Annotated in this window: 26 protein-coding genes; 5 read left to right on the top strand and 21 right to left on the bottom strand. The window is 42.7% G+C overall.

What is annotated here, in order from left to right; translation table 11 throughout:
- Positions 1–134 precede the first annotated feature (134 nt).
- Together ABE28_RS06895 and ABE28_RS06890 are read left to right on the top strand one after the other, a co-directional pair.
- A complete protein-coding gene (locus tag ABE28_RS06895) occupies positions 135–1,160 on the top strand; it encodes an acyltransferase family protein (protein ID WP_064466459.1) in 1,026 nt (341 codons plus the stop codon).
- Positions 1,161–1,504: 344 nt separating this feature from the next.
- Positions 1,505–3,262 (top strand): B12-binding domain-containing radical SAM protein, encoded by a 1,758-nt coding sequence (locus ABE28_RS06890; RefSeq protein ID WP_064466460.1) that lies wholly within the window; start codon positions 1,505–1,507, stop codon positions 3,260–3,262.
- A 39-nt stretch (positions 3,263–3,301) separates the two neighbouring features.
- Here ABE28_RS06890 and ABE28_RS24895 read toward each other — a convergent pair whose 3' ends face one another.
- Positions 3,302–3,448, bottom strand: a complete 147-nt coding sequence (locus tag ABE28_RS24895) for a hypothetical protein (protein WP_156775701.1) — start codon at positions 3,446–3,448, stop codon at positions 3,302–3,304.
- Entirely contained in the window at positions 3,448–3,606 is a 159-nt protein-coding gene (locus ABE28_RS25445; protein WP_061144505.1) for a hypothetical protein, read from the bottom strand. The genes ABE28_RS24895 and ABE28_RS25445 overlap by 1 nt, the downstream gene beginning before the upstream one ends.
- 125 nt (positions 3,607–3,731) lie before the next feature.
- Here ABE28_RS25445 and ABE28_RS06885 point away from each other — a divergent pair, with 125 nt between their 5' ends.
- Positions 3,732–4,073: a DUF3905 domain-containing protein gene (locus ABE28_RS06885; protein ID WP_064466461.1), complete on the top strand. Its 342-nt coding sequence runs from the start codon at positions 3,732–3,734 to the stop codon at positions 4,071–4,073.
- A gap of 56 nt (positions 4,074–4,129) precedes the next feature.
- Here ABE28_RS06885 and ABE28_RS06880 read toward each other — a convergent pair whose 3' ends face one another.
- From ABE28_RS06880 to ABE28_RS06815, 14 genes are all read right to left on the bottom strand, one after another.
- Positions 4,130–5,107, bottom strand: coding sequence for a quinone oxidoreductase family protein (locus tag ABE28_RS06880; protein ID WP_064466462.1), 978 nt, complete (start codon positions 5,105–5,107; stop codon positions 4,130–4,132).
- A gap of 12 nt (positions 5,108–5,119) precedes the next feature.
- Positions 5,120–5,899, bottom strand: a complete 780-nt coding sequence (locus ABE28_RS06875) for an enoyl-CoA hydratase/isomerase family protein (RefSeq protein ID WP_064466463.1) — start codon at positions 5,897–5,899, stop codon at positions 5,120–5,122.
- Positions 5,900–5,916: 17 nt separating this feature from the next.
- Positions 5,917–6,696 carry an SDR family NAD(P)-dependent oxidoreductase gene (locus ABE28_RS06870; RefSeq protein ID WP_064466889.1) on the bottom strand — a complete coding sequence of 260 codons (780 nt, stop codon included), beginning with the start codon at positions 6,694–6,696 and terminating at the stop codon, positions 5,917–5,919.
- 5 nt (positions 6,697–6,701) lie between these two features.
- Positions 6,702–7,484: a 2-phosphosulfolactate phosphatase gene (locus tag ABE28_RS06865; RefSeq protein ID WP_064466464.1), complete on the bottom strand. Its 783-nt coding sequence runs from the start codon at positions 7,482–7,484 to the stop codon at positions 6,702–6,704.
- Positions 7,485–7,486: 2 nt separating this feature from the next.
- Entirely contained in the window at positions 7,487–8,548 is a 1,062-nt protein-coding gene (locus ABE28_RS06860) for a phosphotransferase family protein (RefSeq protein WP_064466465.1), read from the bottom strand.
- Between the two features lie 33 nt (positions 8,549–8,581).
- A complete protein-coding gene (locus ABE28_RS06855) occupies positions 8,582–8,983 on the bottom strand; it encodes an acyl-CoA thioesterase (RefSeq protein WP_064466466.1) in 402 nt (133 codons plus the stop codon).
- Between the two features lie 15 nt (positions 8,984–8,998).
- Positions 8,999–9,778, bottom strand: coding sequence for an enoyl-CoA hydratase (locus ABE28_RS06850; protein WP_180319982.1), 780 nt, complete (start codon positions 9,776–9,778; stop codon positions 8,999–9,001).
- The gene (locus ABE28_RS06845) at positions 9,778–10,662 is read right to left on the bottom strand and encodes a 3-hydroxyacyl-CoA dehydrogenase family protein (RefSeq protein ID WP_064466468.1); all 885 of its coding nucleotides are present in this window, start codon (positions 10,660–10,662) and stop codon (positions 9,778–9,780) included. Before ABE28_RS06845 ends, ABE28_RS06850 begins: the two co-directional genes overlap by 1 nt.
- Positions 10,663–10,708: 46 nt before the next feature.
- The gene (locus tag ABE28_RS06840; protein WP_064466469.1) at positions 10,709–11,272 is read right to left on the bottom strand and encodes a TetR/AcrR family transcriptional regulator; all 564 of its coding nucleotides are present in this window, start codon (positions 11,270–11,272) and stop codon (positions 10,709–10,711) included.
- Positions 11,273–11,342: 70 nt separating this feature from the next.
- The gene (locus ABE28_RS06835) at positions 11,343–12,953 is read right to left on the bottom strand and encodes a long-chain-fatty-acid--CoA ligase (RefSeq protein WP_064466890.1); all 1,611 of its coding nucleotides are present in this window, start codon (positions 12,951–12,953) and stop codon (positions 11,343–11,345) included.
- Between the two features lie 35 nt (positions 12,954–12,988).
- Positions 12,989–13,762 carry an SDR family oxidoreductase gene (locus ABE28_RS06830; protein WP_064466470.1) on the bottom strand — a complete coding sequence of 258 codons (774 nt, stop codon included), beginning with the start codon at positions 13,760–13,762 and terminating at the stop codon, positions 12,989–12,991.
- Positions 13,759–14,931 carry an acyl-CoA dehydrogenase family protein gene (locus tag ABE28_RS06825; protein ID WP_373921334.1) on the bottom strand — a complete coding sequence of 391 codons (1,173 nt, stop codon included), beginning with the start codon at positions 14,929–14,931 and terminating at the stop codon, positions 13,759–13,761. Before ABE28_RS06825 ends, ABE28_RS06830 begins: the two co-directional genes overlap by 4 nt.
- 147 nt (positions 14,932–15,078) lie before the next feature.
- Positions 15,079–16,386, bottom strand: a complete 1,308-nt coding sequence (locus ABE28_RS06820) for an ATP-binding protein (protein WP_083231974.1) — start codon at positions 16,384–16,386, stop codon at positions 15,079–15,081.
- Between the two features lie 194 nt (positions 16,387–16,580).
- On the bottom strand, positions 16,581–17,933 hold the full coding sequence (locus ABE28_RS06815) for a TrkH family potassium uptake protein (RefSeq protein ID WP_064466473.1): 1,353 nt from the start codon (positions 17,931–17,933) through the stop codon (positions 16,581–16,583).
- 232 nt (positions 17,934–18,165) lie between these two features.
- Between ABE28_RS06815 and ABE28_RS06810 the strand changes: the two genes are divergently transcribed.
- A complete protein-coding gene (locus ABE28_RS06810; RefSeq protein WP_061144489.1) occupies positions 18,166–18,357 on the top strand; it encodes an alpha/beta-type small acid-soluble spore protein in 192 nt (63 codons plus the stop codon).
- A gap of 59 nt (positions 18,358–18,416) precedes the next feature.
- Here ABE28_RS06810 and ABE28_RS06805 read toward each other — a convergent pair whose 3' ends face one another.
- From ABE28_RS06805 to ABE28_RS06785, 5 genes are all read right to left on the bottom strand, one after another.
- The gene (locus ABE28_RS06805) at positions 18,417–19,733 is read right to left on the bottom strand and encodes an anti-sigma-I factor RsgI family protein (protein ID WP_064466474.1); all 1,317 of its coding nucleotides are present in this window, start codon (positions 19,731–19,733) and stop codon (positions 18,417–18,419) included.
- On the bottom strand, positions 19,730–20,473 hold the full coding sequence (gene sigI / locus ABE28_RS06800; RefSeq protein WP_064466475.1) for an RNA polymerase sigma factor SigI: 744 nt from the start codon (positions 20,471–20,473) through the stop codon (positions 19,730–19,732). Before sigI ends, ABE28_RS06805 begins: the two co-directional genes overlap by 4 nt.
- Before the next feature lie 506 nt (positions 20,474–20,979).
- Entirely contained in the window at positions 20,980–21,762 is a 783-nt protein-coding gene (locus tag ABE28_RS06795; protein ID WP_061144485.1) for a TerC family protein, read from the bottom strand.
- Between the two features lie 259 nt (positions 21,763–22,021).
- Positions 22,022–23,584, bottom strand: coding sequence for an aldehyde dehydrogenase family protein (locus ABE28_RS06790; RefSeq protein WP_064466476.1), 1,563 nt, complete (start codon positions 23,582–23,584; stop codon positions 22,022–22,024).
- 16 nt (positions 23,585–23,600) lie between these two features.
- A complete protein-coding gene (locus tag ABE28_RS06785; RefSeq protein WP_064466477.1) occupies positions 23,601–24,701 on the bottom strand; it encodes an SDR family oxidoreductase in 1,101 nt (366 codons plus the stop codon).
- A gap of 323 nt (positions 24,702–25,024) precedes the next feature.
- On the opposite strand from ABE28_RS06785, the gene ABE28_RS06780 reads away from it, so the two are divergent.
- Positions 25,025–26,218, top strand: a complete 1,194-nt coding sequence (locus ABE28_RS06780) for an FtsW/RodA/SpoVE family cell cycle protein (protein WP_064466478.1) — start codon at positions 25,025–25,027, stop codon at positions 26,216–26,218.
- The last annotated feature ends 27 nt before the right edge of the window (positions 26,219–26,245 follow it).

Raw genomic sequence — 26,245 nt, 5'->3', positions numbered from 1 at the left:
TTTAGCGTTAAGCTTAATTTAAGAATGAAATCATAAAATAAATTTAACAAATGATGATTCCACACTACGAACTTTGGGTATAAAAATAACAATGCTTTCTAGCTACCTTAAAATTCAATTAAATGGAGGCAACTATGAAACAACGTGATTTTTTCTTTGATAATGCCAAGTTCATCCTTATGGCATTTGTCGTCTTCGGACATTTGCTTAATACGTATATACATGACAGTGAAACGATTTACGCTTTATATAAAACCATTTATTCCTTCCACATGCCTGCCTTTATCCTTGTTTCGGGGTTCTTTGCAAAAGGATTCTATCAAAAAGGATATTTAGGTAAAATCACCAAAAAGCTGATTTTACCTTATGTCATTTTCCAATTGATATATGCCGTCTATTATTATTTCTTATATCAACGCTCAGCCCTCACTGTAGACTTGCTTGATCCACAATGGTCGCTTTGGTTCTTGATCAGTCTTTTCTGTTGGAACATCATGTTGCTGGGATTCTCAAAGCTAAAACCATACGTCGGGATAGGGTTATCTTTAATAATCGCTTTATTGATCGGTTATATGGATAATATTTCTAATTACCTTAGTCTCTCAAGGACGTTCGTTTTTTTTCCGATGTTTCTGATCGGATACCATTTAAGTAAAGACCAGTTAAAAAAATTATTCACACCAAAATTCCGTTTGGCTTCCCTTGGTGTCATGTTAGTGATATTTATCGGGTTTTATTTAAACACCGATATCAATTATAAATGGCTTCTCGGCTCCAAGCCGTATGCCGAACTCGAAGATGCAACACTCGTGTCGATGTTTAAACGCCTTGGGTTTTATGGATTGAGCCTGATTTCTGTATTCAGCTTCCTATCCTTCATCCCTCGAGGACAATATTTCTTTACCAACTGGGGCAAGCAAACTTTATACGTATATTTGCTGCATGGGTTCTTCATACGTTTCTTCCGTGAGAGCACCATCCAGGACTACTTCAGTAATACAGAAAGTTTCATCATGCTCGCCTGTCTCTCTTTCTTGATCACTGTCCTATTGTCAAGCGAGATGATTGCCACATTGGCCCAGCCAATAATCGAATTAAAGGCCACGAAAACCAAAAGGTTCATGTCCAGAACGAAAGAATATATTAAACAAGCATTTTAAAGGAGTACTGGTAAAGCTATACTCGCTTCTACCTGTAGGTGAACTTTGAACTGCCCCGTGAATGTTAGACATCAAACTAACATTCACGGGGTTTCTTTCATTTTTCACCTCAAAATATAGAAAGTTTTGCACATGGTCCGGCCCTTTCCGCTCCACTTGTATAATTGGAGAAGCTGACAGCAGGAGGCTGCATGTACGACCGATCATTCAAGTATCTAGTTTCCAAGAGAGCTTAGACCTTCAGTAACTCATTTTTCAAATCGAGCGCGCTATGGTAAAATTACTCGTTAGTGTTTACTGTCTTAAAAAGAAATGTACATGAAAGGAGACAGGCGTTTCTTCAAATGAATATTATCATTAGTACTCTTAACGCAAAATATATCCATACATCGCTATCGATACGCTATTTAAAGGCTTATGCGCAGCCGGAATACGAGGCGCATTTAGCCGAATATACAATAAAGGATCCTATCATGAACATAGTCGGTGACCTCCATTCCAAAAAACCCGATGTCATTGGGTTCAGTTGCTACATTTGGAATATAGAGGAAACGATGAAAGTCATCGCCATGCTTAAGAAAATCAATCCAGAATTAGTGATCATCCTCGGAGGGCCTGAAGTTACGTATGATGTCAACGAATGGCTTGATCGAATTCCCGGTGCTGATTTTATCGTAATTGGGGAAGGTGAAGTCACATTCAAATCCCTTTTATCTGAAATTGAAGGATCACATGATTACAAAAGGATAGGCGGCATCGCCTATCGAGAAGAAGGAAAAAAAATCATCCAGCCACAAAACGGTAAGGTTGATCTTAAATCGCTTCCTACTCCCTATCGTTTGGACGAAGACCGCCGTGATCTATCCAAGCGGGTCACCTATATCGAAACTAGTCGCGGCTGCCCTTTCAGCTGCCAATTTTGCCTTTCCTCCATCGAGGTGGGTGTCAGGTATTTTGACCGTGAAAAGATTAAAGAAGATATCAGGTACTTAATGAATAATGGAGCAAAGACCATTAAATTTGTTGACCGGACCTTCAATATCAGTCGAAGTTATGCGATGGAAATGTTCCAATTCTTGATTGATGAGCATCATCCCGGTGTGGTTTTCCAGTTTGAAATCACCGCAGACATCATGCGTCCGGAAGTTATCCAGTTCTTGAATGACAATGCTCCAGCAGGGTTATTCCGTTTCGAAATTGGTGTACAATCAACGAATGACCAGACAAATGACCTAGTCATGCGAAGACAAAACTTCGAAAAACTGACTCGTACCGTTACGATGGTCAAAGATGGGGAGAAAATAGATCAACATTTAGATTTGATTGCCGGTTTACCTGAAGAAGATTATCTTACCTTCAAAAAAACCTTCAATGATGTTTTCGCGCTTAGGCCCGAAGAGATGCAGCTAGGCTTCCTAAAAATGCTCCGTGGGACTGGGTTGCGGATTCGTGCAGATGAACACCAATATATTTATAGTGAGCATGCTCCCTATGAAATTCTCGGCAATAATGTATTATCCTTTGATGATATCGTTCGGATTAAACAAGTTGAGGATGTCCTCGAAAAATATTGGAATGATCATAGGATGGATCATACGACAGAATATCTTGTTACATCGGTCTTTCCATCGCCATTCGACTTCTTTCAAGCTTTCGGTACGTATTGGGATCAACAGGGCTGGTCCCGCATCGGACATCAACTGGAAGACTTATTCAGGCGTCTGCAGCAGTTTCTCGCTTCCCGTGGTTCTGCTGAACTGGCAACCATTACAGGTCTCATGAAATTGGATTATTTCAACAATCAAAAATTCAAGCCACGGAAAGCATGGTGGGAATCATCGTTGGATAAACAAGGACGGAAAGAGATTTATGAAGCCATTCTATCTTATCCCGAGCTGCTCGGAGACTCTTTTACAACACTTGGGCTTAATGAAAAGGAGATCCACAAACATACATTGCTTGAGGCCCTCCCTTTTGATTTGGAAACCTATTTGACTGAAGGAACCATTACTGAAAAGCCTTCGATCATGCTTGCTCATTTCGATCCGGGTGGAAATGGATCAACGGTCTTCACAATGCCAACATCAGGAATTTCTGTATAGTAAGAATAAGGACGGATCCAAAATGGATCCGTCCCTATTTTACTTATCTTCCCGCTTTTTATTTTCTTTTGCCAATATTTCATAAATTTTGGTTGCGTTCATGTCACCGCTGAATTCAATTCCGAATTCAGTCCGTACATGATCTCCCATCTGTTTTTCCTCTTGGGGCCGCATGTCCTTATCCATTAACTTCTTCCTTTTCTGCCTTGCTTTGAATTGCGGTTGGCACCCTTCATTGGGTTTTCCTCTGCTGCAAACTCATTTGAGAAATCATTTTCAGCCTGGTTTCTTTTTGGGGTTTTACTTGCTTTGACAGCACCATCCACATTGGCTTTTCGTTTCATTTTCATCCATCCTTTTTCAATAAAGTTTACGGTTTATGATGGGGTAAATAAGAGGGAAATTATTCAGGGATAATATAGGGACAGCCGAGAAAAATAACCGTAAACAATAAAAAGGGAGAGAGGATATGAAGAATAACAAGAAAATGGATTCACCCATCATCGCGGATACGCAGCCGCATCAAATCAACGCGCCAAGCTTTAAAGGAACGGGCATAAAACCACAAGCTCCATTTGTTAATGATTATGGCGTCGTGATCGGGGACAGTAAATACGCATCAGAAAACTCCCCCCTTGAAAATTGGAGTGAAGATACCGATCCCGAAATCATGGCTGGGGACGAATGGGTCCATCCTACCAATGATATAGGCTGGAATTCCTCGGAAAACCGTGATCTGTTAGAAGCAAAAAAGGAACCCCAGCCGCCTTTTATGCACCCCGATAAAGATGTCAGCACCGAAACGGATTGAGTTTTAAACCTTTAGTGAAAAGGGGTGTACCGCTCCTTCGGTATCACCCCTTTCCATCATTTAACCTGAAGTATCAATTTTCCTGTCGTTTGACGGGTGTTCATTTCTTCATGAGCATTGGCTGCCTTTTCGAACGGATAAACACCGCCGATCGTCAGCTTCAGCTTTCCTGATGCGACGTAAGAAAAAAGGTCTTCAATGCTAGGCAGCAGCAATTCCGGCTTTTTCATGATTTGCGGCAGGAAGAAGCCGACAACGGATTGATTGCGTCTCATTAATTGCTGTGGGTTCATCGTATAACCCTCACGACTGGCATTGCCAAAAACAACAAGACGACCGAATGGGGCCAAGCATTTCAAAGTTTTATTGAAAATGTCTCCCCCGGCCATTTCCAATGCCACATCAACTCCTTTACCACCCGTTGCCTCACGCACCTTCAATTCCCAACCTTCCTCCGTGTAATCGATTAATTCATCAGCCCCCAGTTTTTTAGCCAACTCCAACTTTTCCTTCGTGCTGGCAGTGGCTATCACTTTAGCTGCACCGAAGATTTTCGCAAGCTGGAGGGCGATTGTCCCCACTCCCCCTGCTGCGGCATGTATCAACACCGTTTCTCCTTGCTGCAAGCGTCCCATCGTCTTTAGAATATGATAAGCACTCAGCCCTTGAAGGGGCAATGCTGCAGCTTCATGAAAGGAAATCGCATCCGGGAGCGGAATGACAGAGAATTCATCGGACAGGGCATATTCGGAATATCCCCCCGATTCGATCAAGCTCACCACCCTTGTCCCAGGTTTGATTTTGGTCACTTTCCCGCCAACCTCTACCACAACTCCAGCCACTTCCGCACCCGGGATGAACGGGAGCGGGGTTGGCACGACATATTGCCCTTCCCTTCTGGCAGTATCTGCATAATTGACGCCGACACAATCGATTTCAATGAGCACCTCATGACCAGTTGGAACTGGTCTTTCCGTATCTGTCATTTTCAGGACATCCGGCCCGCCATATTCTTTAAATTGTATCGCTCTCATCATGGTACCCCCTCAATTTCCGGTGAATTCCGGTTTTCTTTTCTCCTTGAAAGCAGCGACTCCCTCTAAGTGATCTTCCGTCGACGCCATCAGCGTTTGGGTAATTCGCTCTTGTTCAAGAATTTCGTCAAGGGACGCCGTAAAGGAATGGCTAACGAGCTTTTTCATCATTCCATATGCTTTTGTCGGGCCATTGGCCAGCTTGTTCGCAAGCCTGAACGTTTCCTCCTCAAGTTGATCTAGTGGACATAGATGATTTAAGATGCCTAACTGATATAAGCGCTCAGCTGAAATCGGTTCAGCTGAGAAGAAGAGTTGCTTTGCAAGATGGGGCCCGACCAGCTTCGGTAAAAAATACGAACCCCCTCCATCTGATATTAAGCCTACTTGGGAAAAACTCATGGCAAATTGACTATCCTCGGAGGCTATGATCAAATCACAGGCAAGGGCCAAATTGAAACCGGCCCCTGCTGCAAATCCATGGACAGCAGCAATCACGGGAACCTCGGAAGCATCAAGAGCCAATATGCATTCATTCATCCTCCCGACATGGTCATATAATTGGCCTGCAGAAGCCCTCCCCATCGATTTCACATCCCCACCAGCAGTGAATGACCGTCCAGACCCTTTAATGACGACTGCCCTTATATGGGGCTTTTCTTTGATTTCCCTAATTTCCTTCGTTAAGTTGGCAATCATCTCCGGACTGAAGGCATTCAAGCTTTCAGGTCGATTCAAAGTCAGGATCAATACATTTCCAGTTACCTCTGTCAATAAATGGTCTTTTAACATTTTCCCAATCTCCTTTGTCATTTGATTAACCAGCCGCCGTCAACAAGAATGTCTGTCCCAGTCATATAGGAGGCCTCGCTTGATGCAGCAAACGATATGACATTGCTTATTTCCTCTGCTTTCCCAACTCTTTCCAACACAGTGTTTCGCTGAATCGATTTAACGAATTTTTCATTTTGCAGCCCATTCTCGGTTAAAGGTGTCTCGATGAATCCGGGTGAAACGGAATTGACCCGAATGCCAGCAGGAGCCAGTTCCAATGCCAAGGATTTCGTTAAGCTGATGACACCTGCTTTAGCCGAGCTATAATGCGGAATGACCGCCCCCGCTTGGTGTCCTGATAGTGAAGCTACATTCACGATTGCCCGGTTTACCAGGTCTCCGATTTCACGGCTCGCTCCCTCCACCATCACTTTCCCCAAATGCTTGGAAACTAGAAAAACACTTTTCAGGTTGACATGTTGAACCATGTCCCAATCATCCTCGGAAGTGTCCAAAAGCTTAGAGGACCTTGATCCGCCTGCGTTATTGATTAAAATGTGAAGGTCTTGATATTTCTCCTTCACATACATTGCAAGCTCCCTTACATCTTCCTCGTCCGTCACATCTGCAGGGAAAATATCGGCCACCGGTCTGGTATGCCTGGCATTGATTTCGGCTGCAGCCTCCTTCAGCTTTGCCTTCGTCCGCCCTACCAACAATACGCTTGCCCCTTCATCCGATAAGCGTTGTGCAGTTGCTTTCCCAATACCGGAACCTGCTCCTGTCACCACTGCTACCGACTGTGAGAATCTCATCACGTTCACCTCGTATTCCGATTTTGATGCTCCATTTGCCCCCTGCTTAATTCAGCTTCGATTCTTCCATTCACCATCTCGGGAACAAGATTGATCGAGCCCTTATTTGCAGCCAACTTCAAATCATCGATCAACCTGTGCCGTTCGAACAGCTGTCCGACATATGATGATTGCAGGATTTCGAAAGCATTTTCCAAATTTGTGCGATAGAGCGCAATTGCAGCCCTTGCGGCGTCATTGAGGATGAACCTCTCCTCTGAGCCAAGCGTCAGGCAATCTATCAAATGTCCTGCCCCATAAAAATCCTCCAGGCTGAATTCACCTGAGTTTCCCGAACATACGATGATGATCGTTTCGGTCTGGTGCTGCTGTTTTATTTTTTCTGCAACTGAAGGATTATTCAATAAAGAAGCGATATACACCTTTTTGGCAGCGGCGGAATTTCTCAAAGCAACCGTTCCGTTAGTTGTGGACAGTATAAGCGTTTTATCACGTACCATCTTGCCTAACCGCGTTGGACTGGGGTAAATTATATTATCCACCGGCGCAGCATTAAGCTCTCCTGCCAATACATATTCACCAAATTCCTCTTCCTGGCTCATTAATAAGCCATCAGATGGGTCCATGACAGGTACCACCCTGCGTGCTCCATCATGAAGTGCAGAAATGATCGTGGTGGTTGCTAATAGTACATCGAGGATGACCGCCACTTTCTCTCCTTCGGAAAGCTTTTCCTTGCTTATCTCTTCTTTTTTTAAAAGTAAATGAATGTTTTGAACATGCTCCATTTCTAAACTTCCTTTGCTGCTACATTTGCAGCATGGGCGAGTAAGCTTTTTACCGTTTTTCCAAGCTGGGAAAAGCGGGGATCATTCGTCTGCCCTTTTTTATATCGAGAATAAATTTGTTGAAGGATGACTGCTAATTTAAAGTAACCAAAGGTTACATAAAAATCGATGTTTGATACATCCCTGCCACTTCTGATTGCATATGTCTCGATAAATTCCTCTCGCGTCAAAAAACCTTTTAAAGTCGTGATGGATGCATGACCAAGACCGATTTTGATTAATTCGGGGTCATCAACTTCCGTCCAATAGCTTAAAGCCACTCCTAAATCGGCAAGCGGATCTCCAACGGTCGCCATCTCCCAATCGAATAATCCCACCATCTCGGTTAGGTCTTGATTGAACATGGCATTGTTGATCTTATAGTCATAATGGATGATTGAAGTCTGGCTATATTTTGGAATACTTTGCTGCAAATACTTTATGAGCGGCATCAATTCTTTAATTTCATCCGTCTTTGCCCTCTCATATCTAGAAATCCATCCGACCACTTGCCTTTCAATGAACCCAGCTGGTCTGGATATTTCCATTAATTTCGTTTTCTCATATGGAATCGAATGAAGATCGGCAAGTTGATTGACCATGACATGAGAAAGCCTGCGGCATCGTTCCACGGTAGGGGCGATGCCTTCGGGAAATTCATTATCTATGACCAACCCGTGCTTCCTTTCCATTAAGAAAAAGGGGGCCCCGACAATCGATTCATCATCTGAAAACAGGATTGGCTCGGGTGCCGATTGGAAATAGGGATGGATGGCAGAAAGAATATGATGTTCACGCTCCATATCATGTGCCTTGGGCGCAACGGGACCTAGTGGCGGTCTTCTAAGGACAGCCTCCCACTCTCCCATTTTCAGCTGATAGGTCAAATTTGAATAGCCATTCGAAAATTGTTGCAGGTTTAACGGCTCATTGGGAAGACCGTTCACATTTTCCCTTAGGAATTTTTCTAAAACGTTAATTTCCAGCTCCTCACCAGGCCGAACCGGAATCGTATCGTCCACCATATATACTTCAATCCTTTCGACTTATAATTCAAGCTAATGAAGTACAATCTCCGAGATGAGCTTTTCTTTCATCTTTTCAGGTATCGGTTCACTTTTTTGAGTGGCAAAATTATAACAGACTAAAACGGCATGTCCCTTGGCAATGATCTCACCCGTTTGGGAACAAAGGATTTCATGACTGATATCACAGCTTTTCGTGCCTACCTTTGTCAATGAAGTTCGTATGGTCAACAGTTGATTGAAGTAACCTTGGGCAGTGAAATTGCAATTGGTCGAGGCTAATAAAAAGCTCCATGGTTGAGCATCCGTTGTTAGATCCAAAGCTTCGAAGAACTTCATTCGAGCTTCTTCCAGATAGATGAAATAACTGGTGTTATTGATAGGACCAAAGGCATCCGTTTCGGAAAAACGGACGTTCACTTCGAATTCATGCATGATACCCCTCCTTGATTAACGGTGTACGAAAGACGGTTTACGCTTATTTAAGAAAGCGGAAACCCCCTCTTTAACATCTTCGGTTTGGAAAATTTCCTCGAATAAATTCGTTTCTAGCTCCAGTCCTTCTTCAAGCTTAGCCTCACTGCCATCATTGATCGCCTTCTTGATTCTCGAAAGCGCCTGCAGGGAGTGCCTTGTAATTCTTGAGGCAAGCAGTTTCGCCTCTGCCAAACCTCTGCCCTGTTCGACGACTTTATTGACGAGCCCGATTTTCTCGGCTTCTTTGGCATCAAGCGGATCACCGGTAAATATTATTTCCTTTGCTTTTGCATTTCCAACAAGCCTGGACAAACGTTGTGTCCCACCGCCTCCAGGAAATAAACCTAATTTAACCTCGGGAAGGCCGATTTGGATTTGAGCCTCTGCAACACGTAAATCACAGGCCAAAGCGAGTTCGCATCCCCCTCCTAAAGTAAGGCCATTCAATACGGCTATCGTCGGTTTAGGAAATTGGTCGATCATCGTCAATACTGCATGCCCTTCCTTTACCGTTTCCTTCATATTTGGATTTCCCATCAAGTTAGGGAATTCCTTTATATCGGCACCGGCTGCAAACGCCATGTCACCTGCACCCGTTATGAGCACTGCTACCGCTTCATTGTCATTGGAAAGTTCCGTGAAGGTGTCCCCCAATTCTTTGAATACTTGTTTGCTAATGACGTTTAACGGTGGATTATCAATGGTGATGATTGCAACCTTGTTTTCCTTCTTCACTTTAATGAATCTTGTCATCAATTCTTCACCCCTTGATTTGGATATTCATACCAGCCCTTACCCGATTTCCTTCCTAAATGCCCTTGCTTCACCTTTTCTTCGATACAGGCATTTGGCTTATCCTCAGGATTTCCCGTTTCATTGTATCGCTGCTGCATGACGAAATAGCCTACGTCAATTCCTGATAAATCCATCAGTTCAAACGGCCCGATCGGATGGCCTAGCGCTTTTCGGCAAATTAAATCGATATCCTCATAATCGACAATTCCTTCCTCGTACAAATATAAGGCCTCACGCTGAAGCGCACCCAAAATCCGATTGGCTACGAACCCCGATATTTCTTTCCTTAATAACACACCAGTCCTATTCATTGTCTGTGTGACTTTCATCGCTTGCTTGGCCGTTTCTTCCGATGTTTGATCACTCATGACCACTTCAACGCAATCCATTACTAAAGGCGGAAAAAAGAAATGCATATTTATGAACTTGTCCGGACGTTTTGTCACGCTGGAAAGGAGACTATTGACAATCGTGGAACTATTCGTCGCGAAAATGGTCTCAGCTGGCGCCAGCTTATCCAGTTTAGCGAAGACATCCTGCTTTACATCCAGCTTTTCCACAACCGCTTCGATGATCAAATCAGCTCCACTAGCCGCCCTCTCCAGGTCGGAAGTATATTGAAGCCGGCTAAAAGCCGCCAATTTCCGATCTTCTGTCAATTTACCTTTTTGAACCCATTTGGTCATGATCGCTTCCAATTTCCCCTTAGCCTCCTGCAATGCTTGTTCCTGGACATCCTGAAGAATCGTTTCATAACCACCCAATGATGCAAGCATCGCGATTTGATGACCCATCTGGCCGGCCCCGATCACGGTTATCGATTGAATTTGCTCGTTTGTCATGTCTTCAATCTCCCTTCTACTAACTAGTCAGTATGTAGCACATACATCATGCTTCAATTCCATGTAAAATCATCCCCATGAAAATATCGGCCACTTCCTGTTCATTTTTTTTCCCATCTGGGTCAAACCAATGATAGCTCCAATTCGCCACTCCCAAAATGGCAAAGGAGATGATGGAAGCATCGAGATTGGCACGCAATTCCCCGCTCTCGATGCCACTATTCAGCACCTGCTCGATTTTGCTGCGAAACTCATCTCGTTTGGGGAGAATTTGTGCCAATTTTTCATCACTAAGATTTTTCATTTCCCGGAAAAAGACCGTTGCGCTCGATTTTTTCGTTTTAATGCTCTTTAAAAGCATATGGACGATATCGAAAAGGATATCCTTGCAGGCTTTCCCTGGGGTCGAAATGATTTTTTCCTGCTCATAGAGCAACTCGTCTATATATGCTAGATGAATATCCATCAGCAACTGCTCTTTGCTCTTGAAGTAATAATAAAATGTACCTTTCGTCACACCAATCGATTCGACGATATCCGTAATCGACGTTTCACTAAAGCCCTTCTTTTCGAATAAGCGTATGCTATGTTCTGTCATTTTTTCCTTCATGTATGCATCCTCGCATTCTGTTAAAATTTCAGTGAATCAATATCATACGCTGTCATACTCCCGAACCCTATTATTTTTTTGATAGTTCTTCCCTTAAAGCCCGCCTCAATATCTTTCCGACATTCGTTTTCGGCAATTCCTCACGAAATTCAACGATATGCGGAGCTTTATAGGCCGCCAGGTTTGCACGGCAGTAATCGATGATTTCCCGTTCACTTGTCATTTTTCCATCTTTCAATACAAGCACCGCTTTAACCGACTCTCCTCTGTATGCATCCGGAACTCCGATGACCACCGCTTCCCGCACCGCAGGATGTTCATAGAGTACTTCTTCCACATCACGCGGATAAATGTTGTAGCCGCTTGCAATGATCAAGTCCTTCTTCCTGTCGACAATATAAAGGTATCCTTCTTCATCGACCTTGGCGATATCCCCGGTATATAACCAGCCTTCCCTGAGGGTGACTGCCGTTTCCTCTGGCATATTCCAGTAACCTTTCATCACTTGGGGACCTTTGACGACCAATTCCCCCATTTCACCTGGTGCGACTTCTTTTGTCCCGTCCCCTAGATCCATGATTTTATATTCGGTAGAAGGGACACCGATCCCGACACTTCCCGGCTTTCTTTCGGCAAATGCCGGGTTGCAATGCGTTGTTGGAGAAGCTTCCGTAAGCCCATAGCCTTCCAAGATCTTTGCACCTGATTTTCTTTCGAACTCCCGTAAAAGCTCGACTGGCATTGGTGCACTTCCGCTGTTACAGAGCCTGATGGAGCCCATTCCGAACTCTTCAGCCTTTGGATGATTCGTCAATGCTACATACATGGTCGGAACACCAGGAAAGGTCGTCGGCCGTTCACGCTTGATCGTTTCAAGCACTTCATCAATTTCGAATCGTGGCAGCATGATTGAATCGCCTGCGATATAGATGGATAAATTCATGGCTGATGTCATGCCAAAAACATGGAAAAGCGGTATGATCGAGAGTGTTCTTTGAGAACCGATACTTAATTCATGCTTGAAGAATTCATAGCACTGAACGACGTTTGCCAGAATATTGCGGTGAGTCAGCATGGCCCCTTTCGAACGTCCCGTCGTTCCACCTGTATATTGAAGAACGGCGATATCATGTTCCGGATCAATGGATATAGGATTGATGTTGCCGTCTCCGCTTTCCATGAATTCATCAAATGACGTATCGGGTGAGAAAACGGCCTTTGATTGCTGCAGACTCACTGCAATGATATTTTTCAAGTTCGTATGCTGCTTCACACTCTTCACTTTCGGATATAAACCATCCATTACCACGATCGTTTCCGCTCCGGAGTCCTGCAAGATATGCTGCAATTCCCTTTCGACCAGCATTGGATTGACTTGGGTGATAATCGCACCTGCGGTCAAGGACCCATAATACGCAATGACATATTGTGGACAGTTTGGAAGCATGATTGCGACACGATCGCCTTTTTTGACTCCTTTTTTTTGAAGGGCTGAAGCAAAGGCTTGCGACATAATGTAAAGCTCCTGATATGTGATCTTTTGATTATAAAAAGTGATGGCAGTATTGCTTGGATAGGATTGACATGCATTTTGAAGAATTTTTTGCATCGGAACATCAGGTACCTTTATTTCTTTTGAAATTGATTCAGGATACACGGACAGCCACTTTTTATCATTCATCATTCCATTCCCTCCAGCCATATATTTACTTGTTCTTACATTGCATGTGAACCCCCATCGACAATCAGAATGTTTCCAGTTACATAATCAGATGCCTTTGAAGCGAGAAAAACGGCTGCACCTTTTAGATCATCATTACTGCCTAATCTATTAAGCGGGGTGGAATCCAAGATGGGATTCTCTCCTTGCGCCAGCACTCCTTTTGTCATTTTTGTCGGAAAGAAGCCAGGTGCGATCGCATTCACATGGATATTGTGCGGGCCCCATTTTACGGCTAAATCCTTCGTTAACGTAATGACCGCCCCTTTGCTCGTATTGTATCCGACCGTATCGAGCACCCTTGGGTCCGTCCCTCCCAATCCAGCAACGGAAGCGATGTTAATGATTTTTCCATATCCTTGCTCTATCATGACCCTGGCCACAGTCTGGCTCATGATGAAGGTCCCGGTTACATTGACATTCATCACCTTATGCCACGCTTCAAGCGGCATATCGATTGCTGGCGCCCCCCAGGATGCACCGCTATTGTTTACGAGGATATCAATGGAGCCGAATTCACGGAATGTTTCATTAACCACTTCTTGTACATCTGAAGGATTCGTGATATCACACTTAAAAGAAAGTGCTCTGACTCCTAGTCCTTCAATTTTCGAAGCCACTTCATCACATGCCTGCTTCTTTCTGGAACAAAGAACGACATTAGCGCCCGCTTCGGCAAAACCGGTCGCCATTTGTTCACCTAGTCCCCTGCCGCCCCCGGTTATGATAGCCGTTTTTCCAGTCAGGTCGAATAGCTCCTTGACGTTCATATTTTCACCTCATGCTTTTGTTGATATTTCCGAAGCTCGATTTTTGCCACTTGAGATCGGTGAACTTCATCCGGCCCATCAGCAAGCCTTAGCGTCCGGGCATTGGCCCAATGTGCGGCAAAAGGGAAATCATCGGAAATTCCCGCTGCACCGAATCCTTGAATGGCTCGATCAAGCACCCGCAATGCCATATTCGGCGCAACCACTTTTATCATGGCTATTTCCGCCTTCGCTTCTTTGTTTCCTACCGTATCCATCATATAAGCGGCTTTTAACGTCAGGAGTCTAGCCTGCTCGATTTCAATCCGCGAATCGGCGACCCACTCCATGATCACGCCTTGTCTCGCCAATGGCTTTCCAAAAGCGACACGACCTTGAATGCGCTTACATAATTCTTCAAGTGCCCTTTCAGCTGCGCCGATCAGCCTCATGCAGTGATGGATCCTTCCAGGACCCAATCTTCCTTGGGCAATTGCAAACCCCTTGCCCTCACCCCATAAAATATTCTCTGCCGGGACCCTCACATTGTCGAAATTGATCTCGGCATGTCCATGAGGAGCATGGTCATAGCCGAATACAGGAAGCATTCTTTCAATTTTGACGCCCGGCGTGTCCAGCGGCACCAGTATCATGGACTGTTGCTCATGCTTCAAAGCTTCAGGGTCGGTCTTTCCCATAACGATGGCAATCTTGCATCGCGGATCTCCTGCCCCGGATGACCACCATTTCCTGCCGTTTATCACATACTCATTACCGGACCTCTCGATTCTGCACTCAATATTGGTCGCATCGGAAGACGCTACATCCGGTTCCGTCATCGAGAAGCATGAGCGAATATCCCCTGCTAACAAAGGCTTCAGCCAACGTTCCTTATGTTCATCGGATCCGTACCTCACCAGAACTTCCATATTTCCTGTATCAGGTGCGTTACAGTTGAAGATTTCAGGACCGATCATCGATCTTCCCATGATTTCGCAGAGCGGTGCATATTCCAGATTTGTTAAACCTGCCCCATAAATGCTATCAGGCAAGAATAAATTCCATAATCCTTCTTCCTTTGCCTTCTCCGTCAGTTCAGATAAAATCGGTGGTATGTCGCTCCAGCGGCTTTGCTGCTCCTCTAGCTGTATTTTGTATACAGCTTCATTCGGATAGACGTACCTTTCCATGAAATCCGTTAACTTGATCTCCAGGTCCTTTACCTTTTGGGTTTGTTCAAAGTTCAAATTGAATTCCTCCTTTTAACCAACTGACCGGTTAGTATGTTCTCGCTCCTACAGTATATACATAATTTTCCGATTTTTTCAACAATTATTTCACGTGTCTCCCTGACTTGACAGTTCCTCCTTTTCAATCCCTCTAATTCCGTTCGATTGAAGGGCTGGGAATACACAGACAATCTTCGTTCCTTTTTTCAATTCACTTGTTATGAAAACCTTCCCTCCATGCTTTTCGATAATCTTGAAACAAACGGAAAGTCCTAGACCTGTTCCTGATGATTTTGTCGTAAAAAACGGTTCCCCCACTTTCTGCAGGGAATTTTCGGGAATGCCTTCACCCTCATCCAAAATGCTAACATAAGCTTCCCCGTTTTTTTCATAGATGCTCAAATATATATTGCCGCCATCCGGCATGGACTCTATTGAATTTTTAATGATATTGATGAGCACTTGCTTGATTTGATTTTCATCATAGTACATGAAAATAGGTTCTGCATCATAATTTTTATGGATCTGTATATTGTTCAAAACGGCGTTTGTCTCGAGCAACGTTACGACATGGTCACAGCTTTTAGTTAAGTCCTTCTCAAGAAAAACCGCACCGCTCGGTTTGGAAAGCAACAGGAGTTCATTCAAGACTTGCTCAATTCGATTTATTTCCGAAAAAATAATATCATAATATTCCTGTTTATCTGAACCTCCGTCCCTGATCAGCTTGACGAATCCCAATATCGCTGTCATCGGGTTTCTTACCTCATGCGCAATTCCTGCAGCAAGCTGGGCAGCTGTAGATAACTTGCTTGACGTGATTGCCAAGTGTTCATTCAAGCTTACAAGTTTTTCTTCTGCATGCTTACGTTCATTAATCTCGGATAATATTCCAGCTGTACCGATAAATTTTCCCGCTTCATCGTATATCAATTTAACGAATGCCTCGACCCAGCTGCTTCCCTTCTTCGCATCACGCAGCTTAATATCAACGCGAAAATATCTATTTCCTTCATGAAAGGATTCCGCAAAAGACTTTAAAACGTCTTGATACGACGCATTATCCACATATTTAGAAAAATGAAGACCGAGTGATTCATTAACGGTTGCACCGCTCATCGACTTCCAAGCCGGGTTTAAATAAAGCCATTTCCCTTTATGATCGGTTTGGAAAATGACCTCATTGAAGCTGTTGATCAATTCCTTGGAATACTTGGAGAAAATGCGATAACGTCCTTCGCTATCCTGCAATAGAGCGATTGTCCTCCGCTTGTCGTCATGAATCGCACCTAAACACCAGGCCAATAATAAAACGACGAAGAAATAAATACCCATTAACGCAGAAAATTCGCCTTCTTCCAGGACGGTGAACCCTAAAATCGGCGAAAATACTAAGATGAATAGCCCAGGAACCATAATTCTTCCAGTATACTTATTTATTTCCTCCGCCCCCTTTACGAAAATGTTAATAATGACATCCGCACGGCCCTTGTCAGATTAGTTTTTTATATAAACTCTCTTGTAGGTAAATTTCAACATTTATTCATTGATTCCTGCCACCAACACAAAAAACCTTTCCTGGAAGGAAAGGTCTACGCTCTTGCCTCGGTTTAGCCGATGATGACACGTTCTTTCGGGTAATGATAATTTTCCGTAATTTCTTTATGACCGATGATATAAAGCAGGGAGGTTATCCCTACACGGCCAATAAACATGATGATCATAATGACAATTTTACCTGTATGACTGAGTTCAGGCGTGATCCCCATTGACAGGCCGACTGAACCAAAAGCCGAACATACTTCAAAAATTATTTGCATCAAAGTAAAATTCTCAGTAATCGACAAAATGAAGACCGCCATTATGCAAAGGAGGGATCCCATGATCATTACGGCTGTCGCCTTTCGAATATCATCAGGATGGATCTCCCGTTTGAATACTTTAATGGAACGCCTTCCCCTCATGAAACTCCATAAAAAAAGGATCATGAGGGCTAGTGTTGTCGTGCGGATTCCCCCTCCGACCGAACTTGGGGAGGCACCAATGAACATCAGGATGCTCATCAATAATAGGGTCGGCTCCGAAAAGTCACTCACATTCATTGTCGCTAAGCCGCCACTTCGAGTATTGGAAGACATGAATAAAGAATAGAAGAATGATTCATGCCAGTTCTTATCTTTAAAGAAACCATTCGCTTCCACCAGGTAAATCATGATCGTGCCGCCAATGATGAGCCAAAAGAATGTAACTGATGTCAATTTTGTGAACAAGGAGAAATGAAACCTATATGTACTGGTTCTATTGGACAGAAATTCTTTTACCTCAATCAATACAGGAAATCCAATGGCTCCAAGGGTAAGCAGGATAATCGTGATGAACTGTATAAAATAATCGTCTTTAAATGGGATCATTGAAGTTCCGGTGATATCAAATCCAGCATTCGTTGTGGCACTTATGGATAAAAATAATCCATGTAAAAAGGCTTCTTTCCAGTCTGGAAAATAATTCAGAAAGTAAATGCCTAAAACGAGAGCACCAATCATTTCAATTACGACAAATATCTGAATGATCTGGATCAATAATTTAACAAGCCCTGAAAGGTTCGATTGGTTTTGATCCGTCATGATCAATTGTCTTTCCTTCAAGCCGATTTTCTTGCCCAAGATCAACCAAAAAAATGTTCCAAGCGTCATGATGCCTATCCCGCCGAATTGGAGAACGAACATAAGAATGAAATAGCCTACCTCATTATAGACTTCCGGCAAACTGACAACGGTTAAACCTGTCACACTAACTGCACTAACGGCTGTGAATAAAGCGTCCATGAATTCAAATTCTACGCCAGGCTTAAGAGCGACGGGCAGACTTAACAGTAAGGTCGAGATACTTACGGCCAAAAAATAATAACCGACGATAAGCTGAGCAGGTGTTAATTTTGATAAAATTTTTCTGATAGCAATCATTAAGAGTTTCCTTTCTTACTCCTTTATAACTGTATGGTCCACATACCCATTAAAATTATAGTTTACCCTTTTTTCATTCTTTTTTCCATTCTCTTTTAAAACTGACTGCCTTGCAACAATAAGGCAGGTTTACCAAAAAGTTTGATGCCGTCACTGTAAGTAAAACTCCTTATTCTACTTATACTATCATTACAGCGGCAGAAGCCGTTGAAAAAGTAAAGGGGAGATTCAAATGGCAAACAGCAGTAACAACCTTCTTGTTCCTGGAATTGAACAAGCATTAGATCAAATCAAATATGAAATCGCATCAGAATTCGGTGTACAACTAGGTTCCGACACTTCAGCACGTGCCAATGGTTCCGTTGGTGGAGAAATTACAAAACGCCTAGTACAACAAGCTCAATCTCAACTTAAAGGTCAATAATAATTTACCACACAATTGAATATCCATGGCTAAGAGTCCAGCTTCCTGCTGGACTCTTTTTAATGATTCCACTCATGCCGGTTTTCCTCATGATTACCCCGCTTCGGCTTCTCCCTCTCCCGCTTGCCCTTTATTTGATCGTTCCTTTCATGATAGGTATGATTCTTTTCTTTTCCATTTCCTTTTTCTTGGGCAGATGGATGACGATTTTCACCGCGATTCCTGTTTTTATTTTCCTGCTTGTCTTTCGAATGATCGCTTCGGTTGTCACGGCCAACTTGATTCCCTTGAAAACTTTGTTTGCTTTGGTTGTTTCGTTTACGGTCAATGTCCTGACGATGCCGATTGCCTTGATTTTGATCGCTTCTTTTATATTGAATGCTTCGGTTGCTGCCTGGATTATTCTTTGTCTCGTCGCTTTTTTCCTTAAATCGTTTTATCTCCGGGCGTTTTGCACTATTATCACTCCGGATAGTTTTTTCTTTATTTTCGTCTGGCTGAGTAACCAAATTTCCCGGTACTGTTTGCTTGACCTCAGTTGTGTATTTTTGCTTGATAGCATTTGAATCGTTCCCTTTTTTATTTTCACTCTCCGAATGCTTCTCCTTTCCCTGAACGTCACCCTCCTTTTTGGAAGCTTCAATTTTCTCAGCTCTCGGTTTATCTTGTTCAGGTTCAGGATCCCTTTTATTCACTTTTATCTTGTCTTGATTCATTTTCAATTTCTTTTCGACATATTTACCAGTTGAGATTCCTTGCTCCTTCGCTTGCTCCCGATCACCTTTCGTTGCCTGAATCACCTTCATCTTTGTATTTGAAACATTATCCTGCTCGGATATTTCTTTAATCTCTTCTTTTAAATGGTTTTCGAGGTTTTTATCTTTATCCAATAACGTTGTGGACACGACTATTTGTTTTTTACCTTTTAAATATCCTAGTTGCTTTGTCGTTTCAACAATCCTATTTGTAACCGTCTTGATTCCCTTGCCTTTCCAATTTGTCAGCTGTCCGATAACGAGCTTCCCGTCTTCATTCAAGCCGGTAAGCTTAAGCACTTCCAACTGATCGTCAAGCTCCAATTCAATGCTAGGATTCACATCAATTGTCATATATGCCGACACATGCCCAGTGAAATAAGACGGCATGACGGAAAAAAGAATAAGAAAGGTAGTGGCGATACTTAACACCGCCTTTTTCCTGAAGGTGGATTGGAAACTAAGAATGGTGAAAGCTGTCTTATGTTTTACAGGGGAAAAAGTGATTTCCTCCCCCACTTCATATGCCCGTTCGCCTCTTTTTGTTTTCAGGAATTCACCCTCGGGGGTCAAAAGGGTAACGGTACGCTTATTTACTGACAGAATAACTCCTTTTTTCATCCATTGATAGCCCCTTTTATATAATCATTCAAGTACAAAAAATCTCCGTTTATGATGATTGCCACAGCAATGATGTACTTTCGGTTCCGTTCAATCGTTTTTCTGCTCACTTCCACCTTTCCCTCAAGCTGTTTAACTGGCAACCGCTTTTTGGCAAACAGGATTTCTTTCAGTTCATCGTCATCCATTAACAGCTTGGCGATCATGATCGCTCCCTTCCTAGCATCAGCATGTTTTGGAGAGTTTTCAATGAGATCTTCAAATGTCAGTCCAAAATCCTGTAGGTGACTTATATATTGGTGAATTTCTTCTTTTCTTTTTTCTGCTTCCTTTTGCTTTTCGTATTCATGTATGGAATTTTCATTATCGATATATATATGGCTTTGATCATTGTCATCATTAAGAGATATATCCAGAAGAATTTCCTTCCGCTTTGACTGGCTTCTTAAATAATCTATAACCCTTCGTTTAACGAGGGTTTCGGCAAATGCCAATAACGAACGGCCTTTGTCAGGGGAGTATTTGTCGATCGCTTCGTTAAAAGCAATCAGACCAATACTGAATTCATCATCTGATTCATATATGTAACGCCTGCACACTGACGAGACGGTTTTCGCTATAAATGGTTTGAATGATTCTATCGTATCATTGCGAAGGCTTATATCGCCTTGTTGAATTTTCAATACGGTTTCTTCTAAAGAACGCTTTTTTTTGAATGCTGTAAACAACAATCCAAGCATTTGCTCACCTCGCTCCTGTTGATAATAATTATGAATCAACATACTTATCTTAAGCGGAGGGAGTCTAAAAGACAGTACCAAAAGAACTATTTTTGCGGATTTATTGAAATCAGATCAAAACATAACATGACAAAATACTTAGTTTTTTCTCGTTTATTACAGTGCAATTACATTAAAGTAACTTTTTCCATATCTTTGATTAAACCAATGGGACAATTGTCATTTTACTAACCGGAATTTAATATTCACAGCTTTTAACATATCATTCGAAAACGTTCTAGGCGTTATGTGGGTAATGTCAGTAAATCCATTTTATATAAGAAGATATCGAGCTTAGTGGATTCCTGATTTTTGTCCAAAAGAACTGTGAGACGGGGTGTCCTAAAACTCAAGAAGCTGTCTCGCGAGTAAATGAATGTTTCCTGTGACATTAAAAGGGTTTTGGAATGATCACATTCCAAAACCCTTTTTTCCACAAATGAGGCTAGCTTGGTTCACCAGCGTTCTTATGCTTCTTGTATTTGTTTTTCTTTTTTCTCATTTTTCTCTTTTTTGCTTGAGATGATCCACGCACCTACCGCTATTCCAATCAATACCACCCAGAAAATCGATTTCCAAAGGGTTGATTCAGGGAAATGATGGTCGATGACCGCAAGTGAAGGATGTGCGAGTGTGTGTACCGCCAATTTCACTCCAACCCAGCCTACGATCAAAAACGCTGCCGTTTCCAGTGAAGGACGCTGATGAAGCAACTTCACGAATCCATTTGCTGCAAATCGCATAATGATCAATCCAATCAGTCCGCCGAGGAACATAACAGCGAATTGCCCTCCGTCAATACCGCCGACTTTCATCCAGCCTGTTGCAGGAAGTGTAACAGCCAGCGCGACGGCAGCAAGCATTGAATCGATTGCGAAAGCTATATCAGCCGCTTCAACTTTTACAACGGTCATCCAGAAGCCAGATTGCTTTTTAGGCTTTGTGATTTCCTTCTTACCTTTATGAGCGTATTTTTTATAAATGTTCTGAAAAGCAATGAAAAGTAAATAAATCGCACCAATTGCTTGAATTTGCCACACGTCGACCAGAAAGGAAATAAGGAATAAACTTGCAAAGCGGAAAACGAAAGCTCCCATCAGACCATAAAACAAGGCTTTACGCTGTTGTTCTTTCGGTAAATGCTTAACCATGACAGCCATGACGACTGCGTTATCCGCAGCGAGTATTCCTTCCAAACCGACCAAAATGAGAAGGACCCAGCCATATTCCAATAGTAATGATGCTTCCATCCATTCAACCTCCAATAGTTTGTATTTCCTTCCTATCGGCATCGTCAAAAAATAAAAAGACCTTTGCCGTATAGGCAAAGGTCTTGCTGAACATGAAAACATGTCAACAAAGCCGATGAATGTTTCCATTCACGTAATGACGACTTTGTTTTAGGGCGAACCCTAACGCTACTCCCCTTTGAAAAGGAAAATCAGTTATTAAGTATATTAATAGTATACGCCAGGATTACGAAAATAACAATTCTTTTTTATAATAGAATCAGTCTTTCCGTTTCGCTTTGGATATTTTGATCAATTTCAAATAATCTTTACCGAATTCAAACCAGTTCGGTTTAGAAGAAAAATAGTTTTGGAATAATGATAAAAAGCTTGTGTATTTCCCCTCATATGGATACCATTGTATTTCTGTATTTTTGCGGCCGCTGTCTTCCATGATCGCTTTTTCGTGGCAAAAAATCTTCATTCCCTGTTCCCCATGATATCGGCCTATTCCACTTTGTTTGGTGCCCCCAAACGGCAAATGATGATTGGCAACCGTTACGAGAACATCATTGATCGTCACCGCTCCTGTCACTAACTGTGAGGCAATCCGCCTTGCTTTTTCCTTATCGATCGTCCATACGCTTGAATTAAGGCCATATTCACTCCCATTTGCCAGGGCGACCACTTCTTCCTCGGAGTCGAAAGGCACGACAGGCAAAACGGGGCCGAATGTTTCTTCATTCATGATCCTCATGGAATGGTCGACATTGGATAGGATGATCGGTGGAATGAAATGGGTCTCTCCCGTGCCCCACTCTTTAGGCTCCTTTCCTGATTCAAGGATCGCTCCTTTATTCAAGGCATCCTCCAAGTGTCCAGCAACAATATCCACCTGAGCCGGGAAGGTCATTGAACCGATATCATCCTTTAATTCTGTCCCTTGCCTCATGGACCTTGTTTTTTCTTTTAGCAGCGCTAGAAATTCCTGATAAACCGGTCGTTCCACATACACCCTTTCGACACTCATACAGACCTGCCCACTGTTCGTGAATGCTCCCCAGAGCGCTCCGTTCACCGCCCGCTCCAGGTTAGCATCACGCAGGACGATCATCGGATCCTTTCCCCCAAGCTCGAGAGTTGTGGGGATCAATTGTTTTGCAGCCACTTCACCTATCATTTTCCCAGTCCTAACAGAACCAGTAAAAAAGATATAATCCGGTTTTTGCTCCGTTAACGCTGCACCCAATTCTTTCCCTCCGTGGGCAAACTGGATCGTATCCTTAGGGAAACCAGCTTCAACAAACAGATTTTCAATGCACACTCCAACAAGCGGAGTTACCTCCGATGGCTTGGCAATGACCGTATTTCCTGCTGCCAGTGCATTAAGAATGGGGACCATCGCCAATTGCAGCGGATAATTCCACGGTGATATTACAAGCACGGTTCCGCGAGGCATAAATTCAATAAAAGATTTCTTTCCGATCAACAGGAGCGGTGTGCCGACTTTTTTTGTGGAAAGGGCTTTATTCGCATGTTTCTCTATATGCTTGATCGCATCGATTGTTGGCATGATGTCTGCCACCAGTGCTTCAATTTTCACTTTTCCGGTATCTTTTGAAATGACTTCCGCTATCTCATCCATTCTCTTGACCATAAGCAGACGAAGCTGTCTAAAATGATAAAGTCGTTCACTTATGGAAAGCTTCGACCATGATTGAAACGATTGTCTTGATTTTGTATATAAATGGGGAATTGACGACAGTGGAGTCGGTTCGAGATCACCAATCTTCTCACCTGTTGCCGGGGAAAACGCTTCCCACTTTTCTTGTATTTCTTCCATAACCACTCACCTTGCCCTACCTTATTTTAATTTGGTACTCTTCATCATGCTTGTGTTTTAAATAAAAATCGACCATGGCAGGGACACCTTCTTTGAAATCAGGACAAACGATTCCCGAAGCCGTTAAATCCTCTTGCGCTAAAGAGCAGTCAAAGCGCCCTTTCCAAGTGAAATAATCAAGGGCCTCTTTTTCCACCCCTAAAAATGCCCGTACGTGACGAATTGATAAAACCGCCTGGCTTATTGGCAAAGGTATATGCCCTTTTGGCTTTTTCTTATACAGTTCCTCAAAGAATAGCTCATAAATTTCACTAGCCGTAAAAGGGCTAGGATCAGTCAGATGATACGTTTTGCCTGCACCTTCCTTATATAATGCCAGAAATGCCGTAGCCTGTATAATATAATCAATTGGAACCAGGTTCACGACTGTATCCCTCTTTGAAGATATGTACGGTAAAAAAGGCATGAAGCTTAGGCGATCTAGAAAATTCAGGATAAAATACGGTCCATCGAATTTAATCGTTTGCCCCGTCTGGGAATGACCTTTTACGATACCAGGCCTGATTATGGTGATGGGAATTTCTTTTTTAAGCTGCTCGACCAATAATTCAGCCTCGTATTTCGTCCGTTCATAATGGTTCTTGAAGCTTTTCGGAAGCTTCAATTCATGCTCATATAAACACCCTTCCCGCGTTCCAGCTACATAAGCAGTGCTGAAATACGTATACCTCTTGAGTACAGTCGCACCTTTGGCCCATTGGTTTACTTGCTCCGTCCCCACCACATTTACAAGCCTTGCCAATTTTTCCGGGACAGCCAAATCATATATTGCAGCAAGGTGAAACAGGTGCGTGACTTGTTGCTGCAGTTCATGGTATACCTCCAACGAACAATCCAGATGCTTCTTCGTAATATCTCCTATCACGATTTCAAAGGCGATTTTCATACCATCCAAGTCATCTTCAATTTTTTTGATCTCCATTTCCGATTTCTTCCTTTGCTGAGGTAGAACGAGCAAATAAATTTTGTTTATAGCTTCATCTTGCCGGATTAGCTCCCTGATTAATTGATTACTGATGAAACCTGGAAACCCAGTAAAAAAATAAATATGCTCCATCAAATCCACCCTTTCATCATTTCACGTGACTTATATTCTTATAGTCATAATAGTATCATCCATATGGAATATATAGTAAAAATTTTATTTTCATAAAGGATTATTCATATATACCATCGAAGGTAATAGATGTAGGAATCGATATTTATCGAGTAATATGAAAAGCACATCCCTGCCAATTCCATCGGATAAAGTGTTTACTATTGTTTCTTGGAGGATAAATTCCTGTTACAGAATAAAAATTATTATCTATATAGCCGATTTTCCGTTACTATATAAGAAGGCGATTTTTTCGCGCATACATATTCGAGGTGAGCGCACAAGTGAAAAGAATAATTAAAGCATACGACTTTCCTATCTTCATCGCAGTCGTATTACTCTGTTTGTTTGGTTTGGTGATGATTTACAGTTCGAGCATGATTACTGCTGTTTCTCGATACCACCAGCCTGTGGATTTCTTCTTTGAGAAACAAAAAATGGCCTTTATCATTTCATTCTTAGCAATGATCGTGACGATGATTCTTCCTTATAAGATGTACAAAAACAAAAATTTTTTAATTCTTATGATGTTAGGAATGGCCGGAGTGCTTTTACTTCTGTTTATCTTTGGTCATACAGCCGGAAATGCCACAAGCTGGTTCAAGGTAGGAACAAAATCGATTCAGCCAGCAGAATTTTCCAAGCTTGCGATCATCATTTATCTCGCGGCCATATACGGAAAACGGCAGGATCGGATCAACAGTATTGATAAAGCCGTCATTCCCCCGATTTTCTTTCTCGTATTTATTTGTTTTTTAATCGGGATACAACCTGACTACGGAACGGCTGCGGTCATTTTCTTAATTTCAAGTACTATGATCATTTCGTCGGGTATGTCATTCAAGAGCATCTTCAAACTCTCTTTAATTACCTCGATATTCGTTGTCATATTTGTTCTGGGGATAATCGTGACAGGTAATTTCTCCTCCATATTCTCTGAAAATAAAGTGTCCCGTTTTACAGGGTTTGCAGATCCTTTTGGTCAAGAGGGTGGAGATGGGTATCAGCTAGTGAATTCATTGTACGCGATTGGCTCAGGTGGCCTTACTGGTGTCGGGCTTGGAGACAGTGTCCAAAAATACGGATATCTTCCTGAATCACATACGGATTTCATCATAGCCGTCATTGCGGAAGAGCTTGGAATATTCGGAGTCGGCTTCGTTTTGTTGACGTTAGGTTTTATCGTCCTTCGGGGATATATGCTCTCAGCCAAATGTAAGGATCCTTTTGGCAGCCTATTATTGATCGGGATTTCATCCATGATCGGCATTCAGGTCGGCATCAATATTGGAGGGGCGACTGGACTCATTCCCATTACAGGAATCACGCTCCCATTCATCAGCTATGGCGGTTCATCCTTATTGCTGCTCATGCTTTCTATGGGCATATTTCAAAACGTCGTGATGCGAATGAATTTACTGGAACAGAAAGAAAAGGTCATCTCCATTCCAAAAGATGAGATTGCTTCAGCAAAATAAGTGTTTCCATGAAAAAACAGGCAGTCA

This window comes from Peribacillus muralis (assembly GCF_001645685.2).
GTDB lineage: Bacteria > Bacillota > Bacilli > Bacillales > DSM-1321 > Peribacillus > Peribacillus muralis_A.
Note: the sequence above shows the minus strand (reverse complement) of the source record. Positions and strands in the feature narration are given on the sequence as shown.

Coding starts and splice junctions, on each gene's coding strand:
- ABE28_RS06810 (WP_061144489.1), top strand. CDS start 18,166: ATGGCAAACAGCAGTAACAACCTTCTTGTTCCTGGAATTGAACAAGCA.
- ABE28_RS06830 (WP_064466470.1), bottom strand. CDS start 13,762: ATGAACGTCAAGGAGCTATTCGACCTGACTGGAAAAACGGCTATCATA.
- ABE28_RS06845 (WP_064466468.1), bottom strand. CDS start 10,662: ATGACAAACGAGCAAATTCAATCGATAACCGTGATCGGGGCCGGCCAG.
- ABE28_RS06850 (WP_180319982.1), bottom strand. CDS start 9,778: ATGACAAGATTCATTAAAGTGAAGAAGGAAAACAAGGTTGCAATCATC.
- ABE28_RS06880 (WP_064466462.1), bottom strand. CDS start 5,107: ATGAGAGCGATACAATTTAAAGAATATGGCGGGCCGGATGTCCTGAAA.
- ABE28_RS06820 (WP_083231974.1), bottom strand. CDS start 16,386: ATGGTTCCTGGGCTATTCATCTTAGTATTTTCGCCGATTTTAGGGTTC.
- ABE28_RS06840 (WP_064466469.1), bottom strand. CDS start 11,272: ATGAAGGAAAAAATGACAGAACATAGCATACGCTTATTCGAAAAGAAG.
- ABE28_RS06860 (WP_064466465.1), bottom strand. CDS start 8,548: ATGGTGGACGATACGATTCCGGTTCGGCCTGGTGAGGAGCTGGAAATT.
- ABE28_RS06785 (WP_064466477.1), bottom strand. CDS start 24,701: ATGGAGCATATTTATTTTTTTACTGGGTTTCCAGGTTTCATCAGTAAT.
- sigI (WP_064466475.1), bottom strand. CDS start 20,473: ATGCTTGGATTGTTGTTTACAGCATTCAAAAAAAAGCGTTCTTTAGAA.
- ABE28_RS06865 (WP_064466464.1), bottom strand. CDS start 7,484: ATGGAGCATGTTCAAAACATTCATTTACTTTTAAAAAAAGAAGAGATA.
- ABE28_RS06790 (WP_064466476.1), bottom strand. CDS start 23,584: ATGGAAGAAATACAAGAAAAGTGGGAAGCGTTTTCCCCGGCAACAGGT.
- ABE28_RS25445 (WP_061144505.1), bottom strand. CDS start 3,606: ATGAAACGAAAAGCCAATGTGGATGGTGCTGTCAAAGCAAGTAAAACC.
- ABE28_RS06870 (WP_064466889.1), bottom strand. CDS start 6,696: ATGAGATTCTCACAGTCGGTAGCAGTGGTGACAGGAGCAGGTTCCGGT.
- ABE28_RS06875 (WP_064466463.1), bottom strand. CDS start 5,899: ATGTTAAAAGACCATTTATTGACAGAGGTAACTGGAAATGTATTGATC.
- ABE28_RS24895 (WP_156775701.1), bottom strand. CDS start 3,448: ATGGATAAGGACATGCGGCCCCAAGAGGAAAAACAGATGGGAGATCAT.
- ABE28_RS06795 (WP_061144485.1), bottom strand. CDS start 21,762: ATGGAAGCATCATTACTATTGGAATATGGCTGGGTCCTTCTCATTTTG.
- ABE28_RS06835 (WP_064466890.1), bottom strand. CDS start 12,953: ATGAATGATAAAAAGTGGCTGTCCGTGTATCCTGAATCAATTTCAAAA.
- ABE28_RS06855 (WP_064466466.1), bottom strand. CDS start 8,983: ATGCATGAATTCGAAGTGAACGTCCGTTTTTCCGAAACGGATGCCTTT.
- ABE28_RS06815 (WP_064466473.1), bottom strand. CDS start 17,933: ATGATTGCTATCAGAAAAATTTTATCAAAATTAACACCTGCTCAGCTT.
- ABE28_RS06805 (WP_064466474.1), bottom strand. CDS start 19,733: ATGAAAAAAGGAGTTATTCTGTCAGTAAATAAGCGTACCGTTACCCTT.
- ABE28_RS06895 (WP_064466459.1), top strand. CDS start 135: ATGAAACAACGTGATTTTTTCTTTGATAATGCCAAGTTCATCCTTATG.
- ABE28_RS06885 (WP_064466461.1), top strand. CDS start 3,732: ATGAAGAATAACAAGAAAATGGATTCACCCATCATCGCGGATACGCAG.
- ABE28_RS06890 (WP_064466460.1), top strand. CDS start 1,505: ATGAATATTATCATTAGTACTCTTAACGCAAAATATATCCATACATCG.
- ABE28_RS06825 (WP_373921334.1), bottom strand. CDS start 14,931: ATGGAAAGGTACGTCTATCCGAATGAAGCTGTATACAAAATACAGCTA.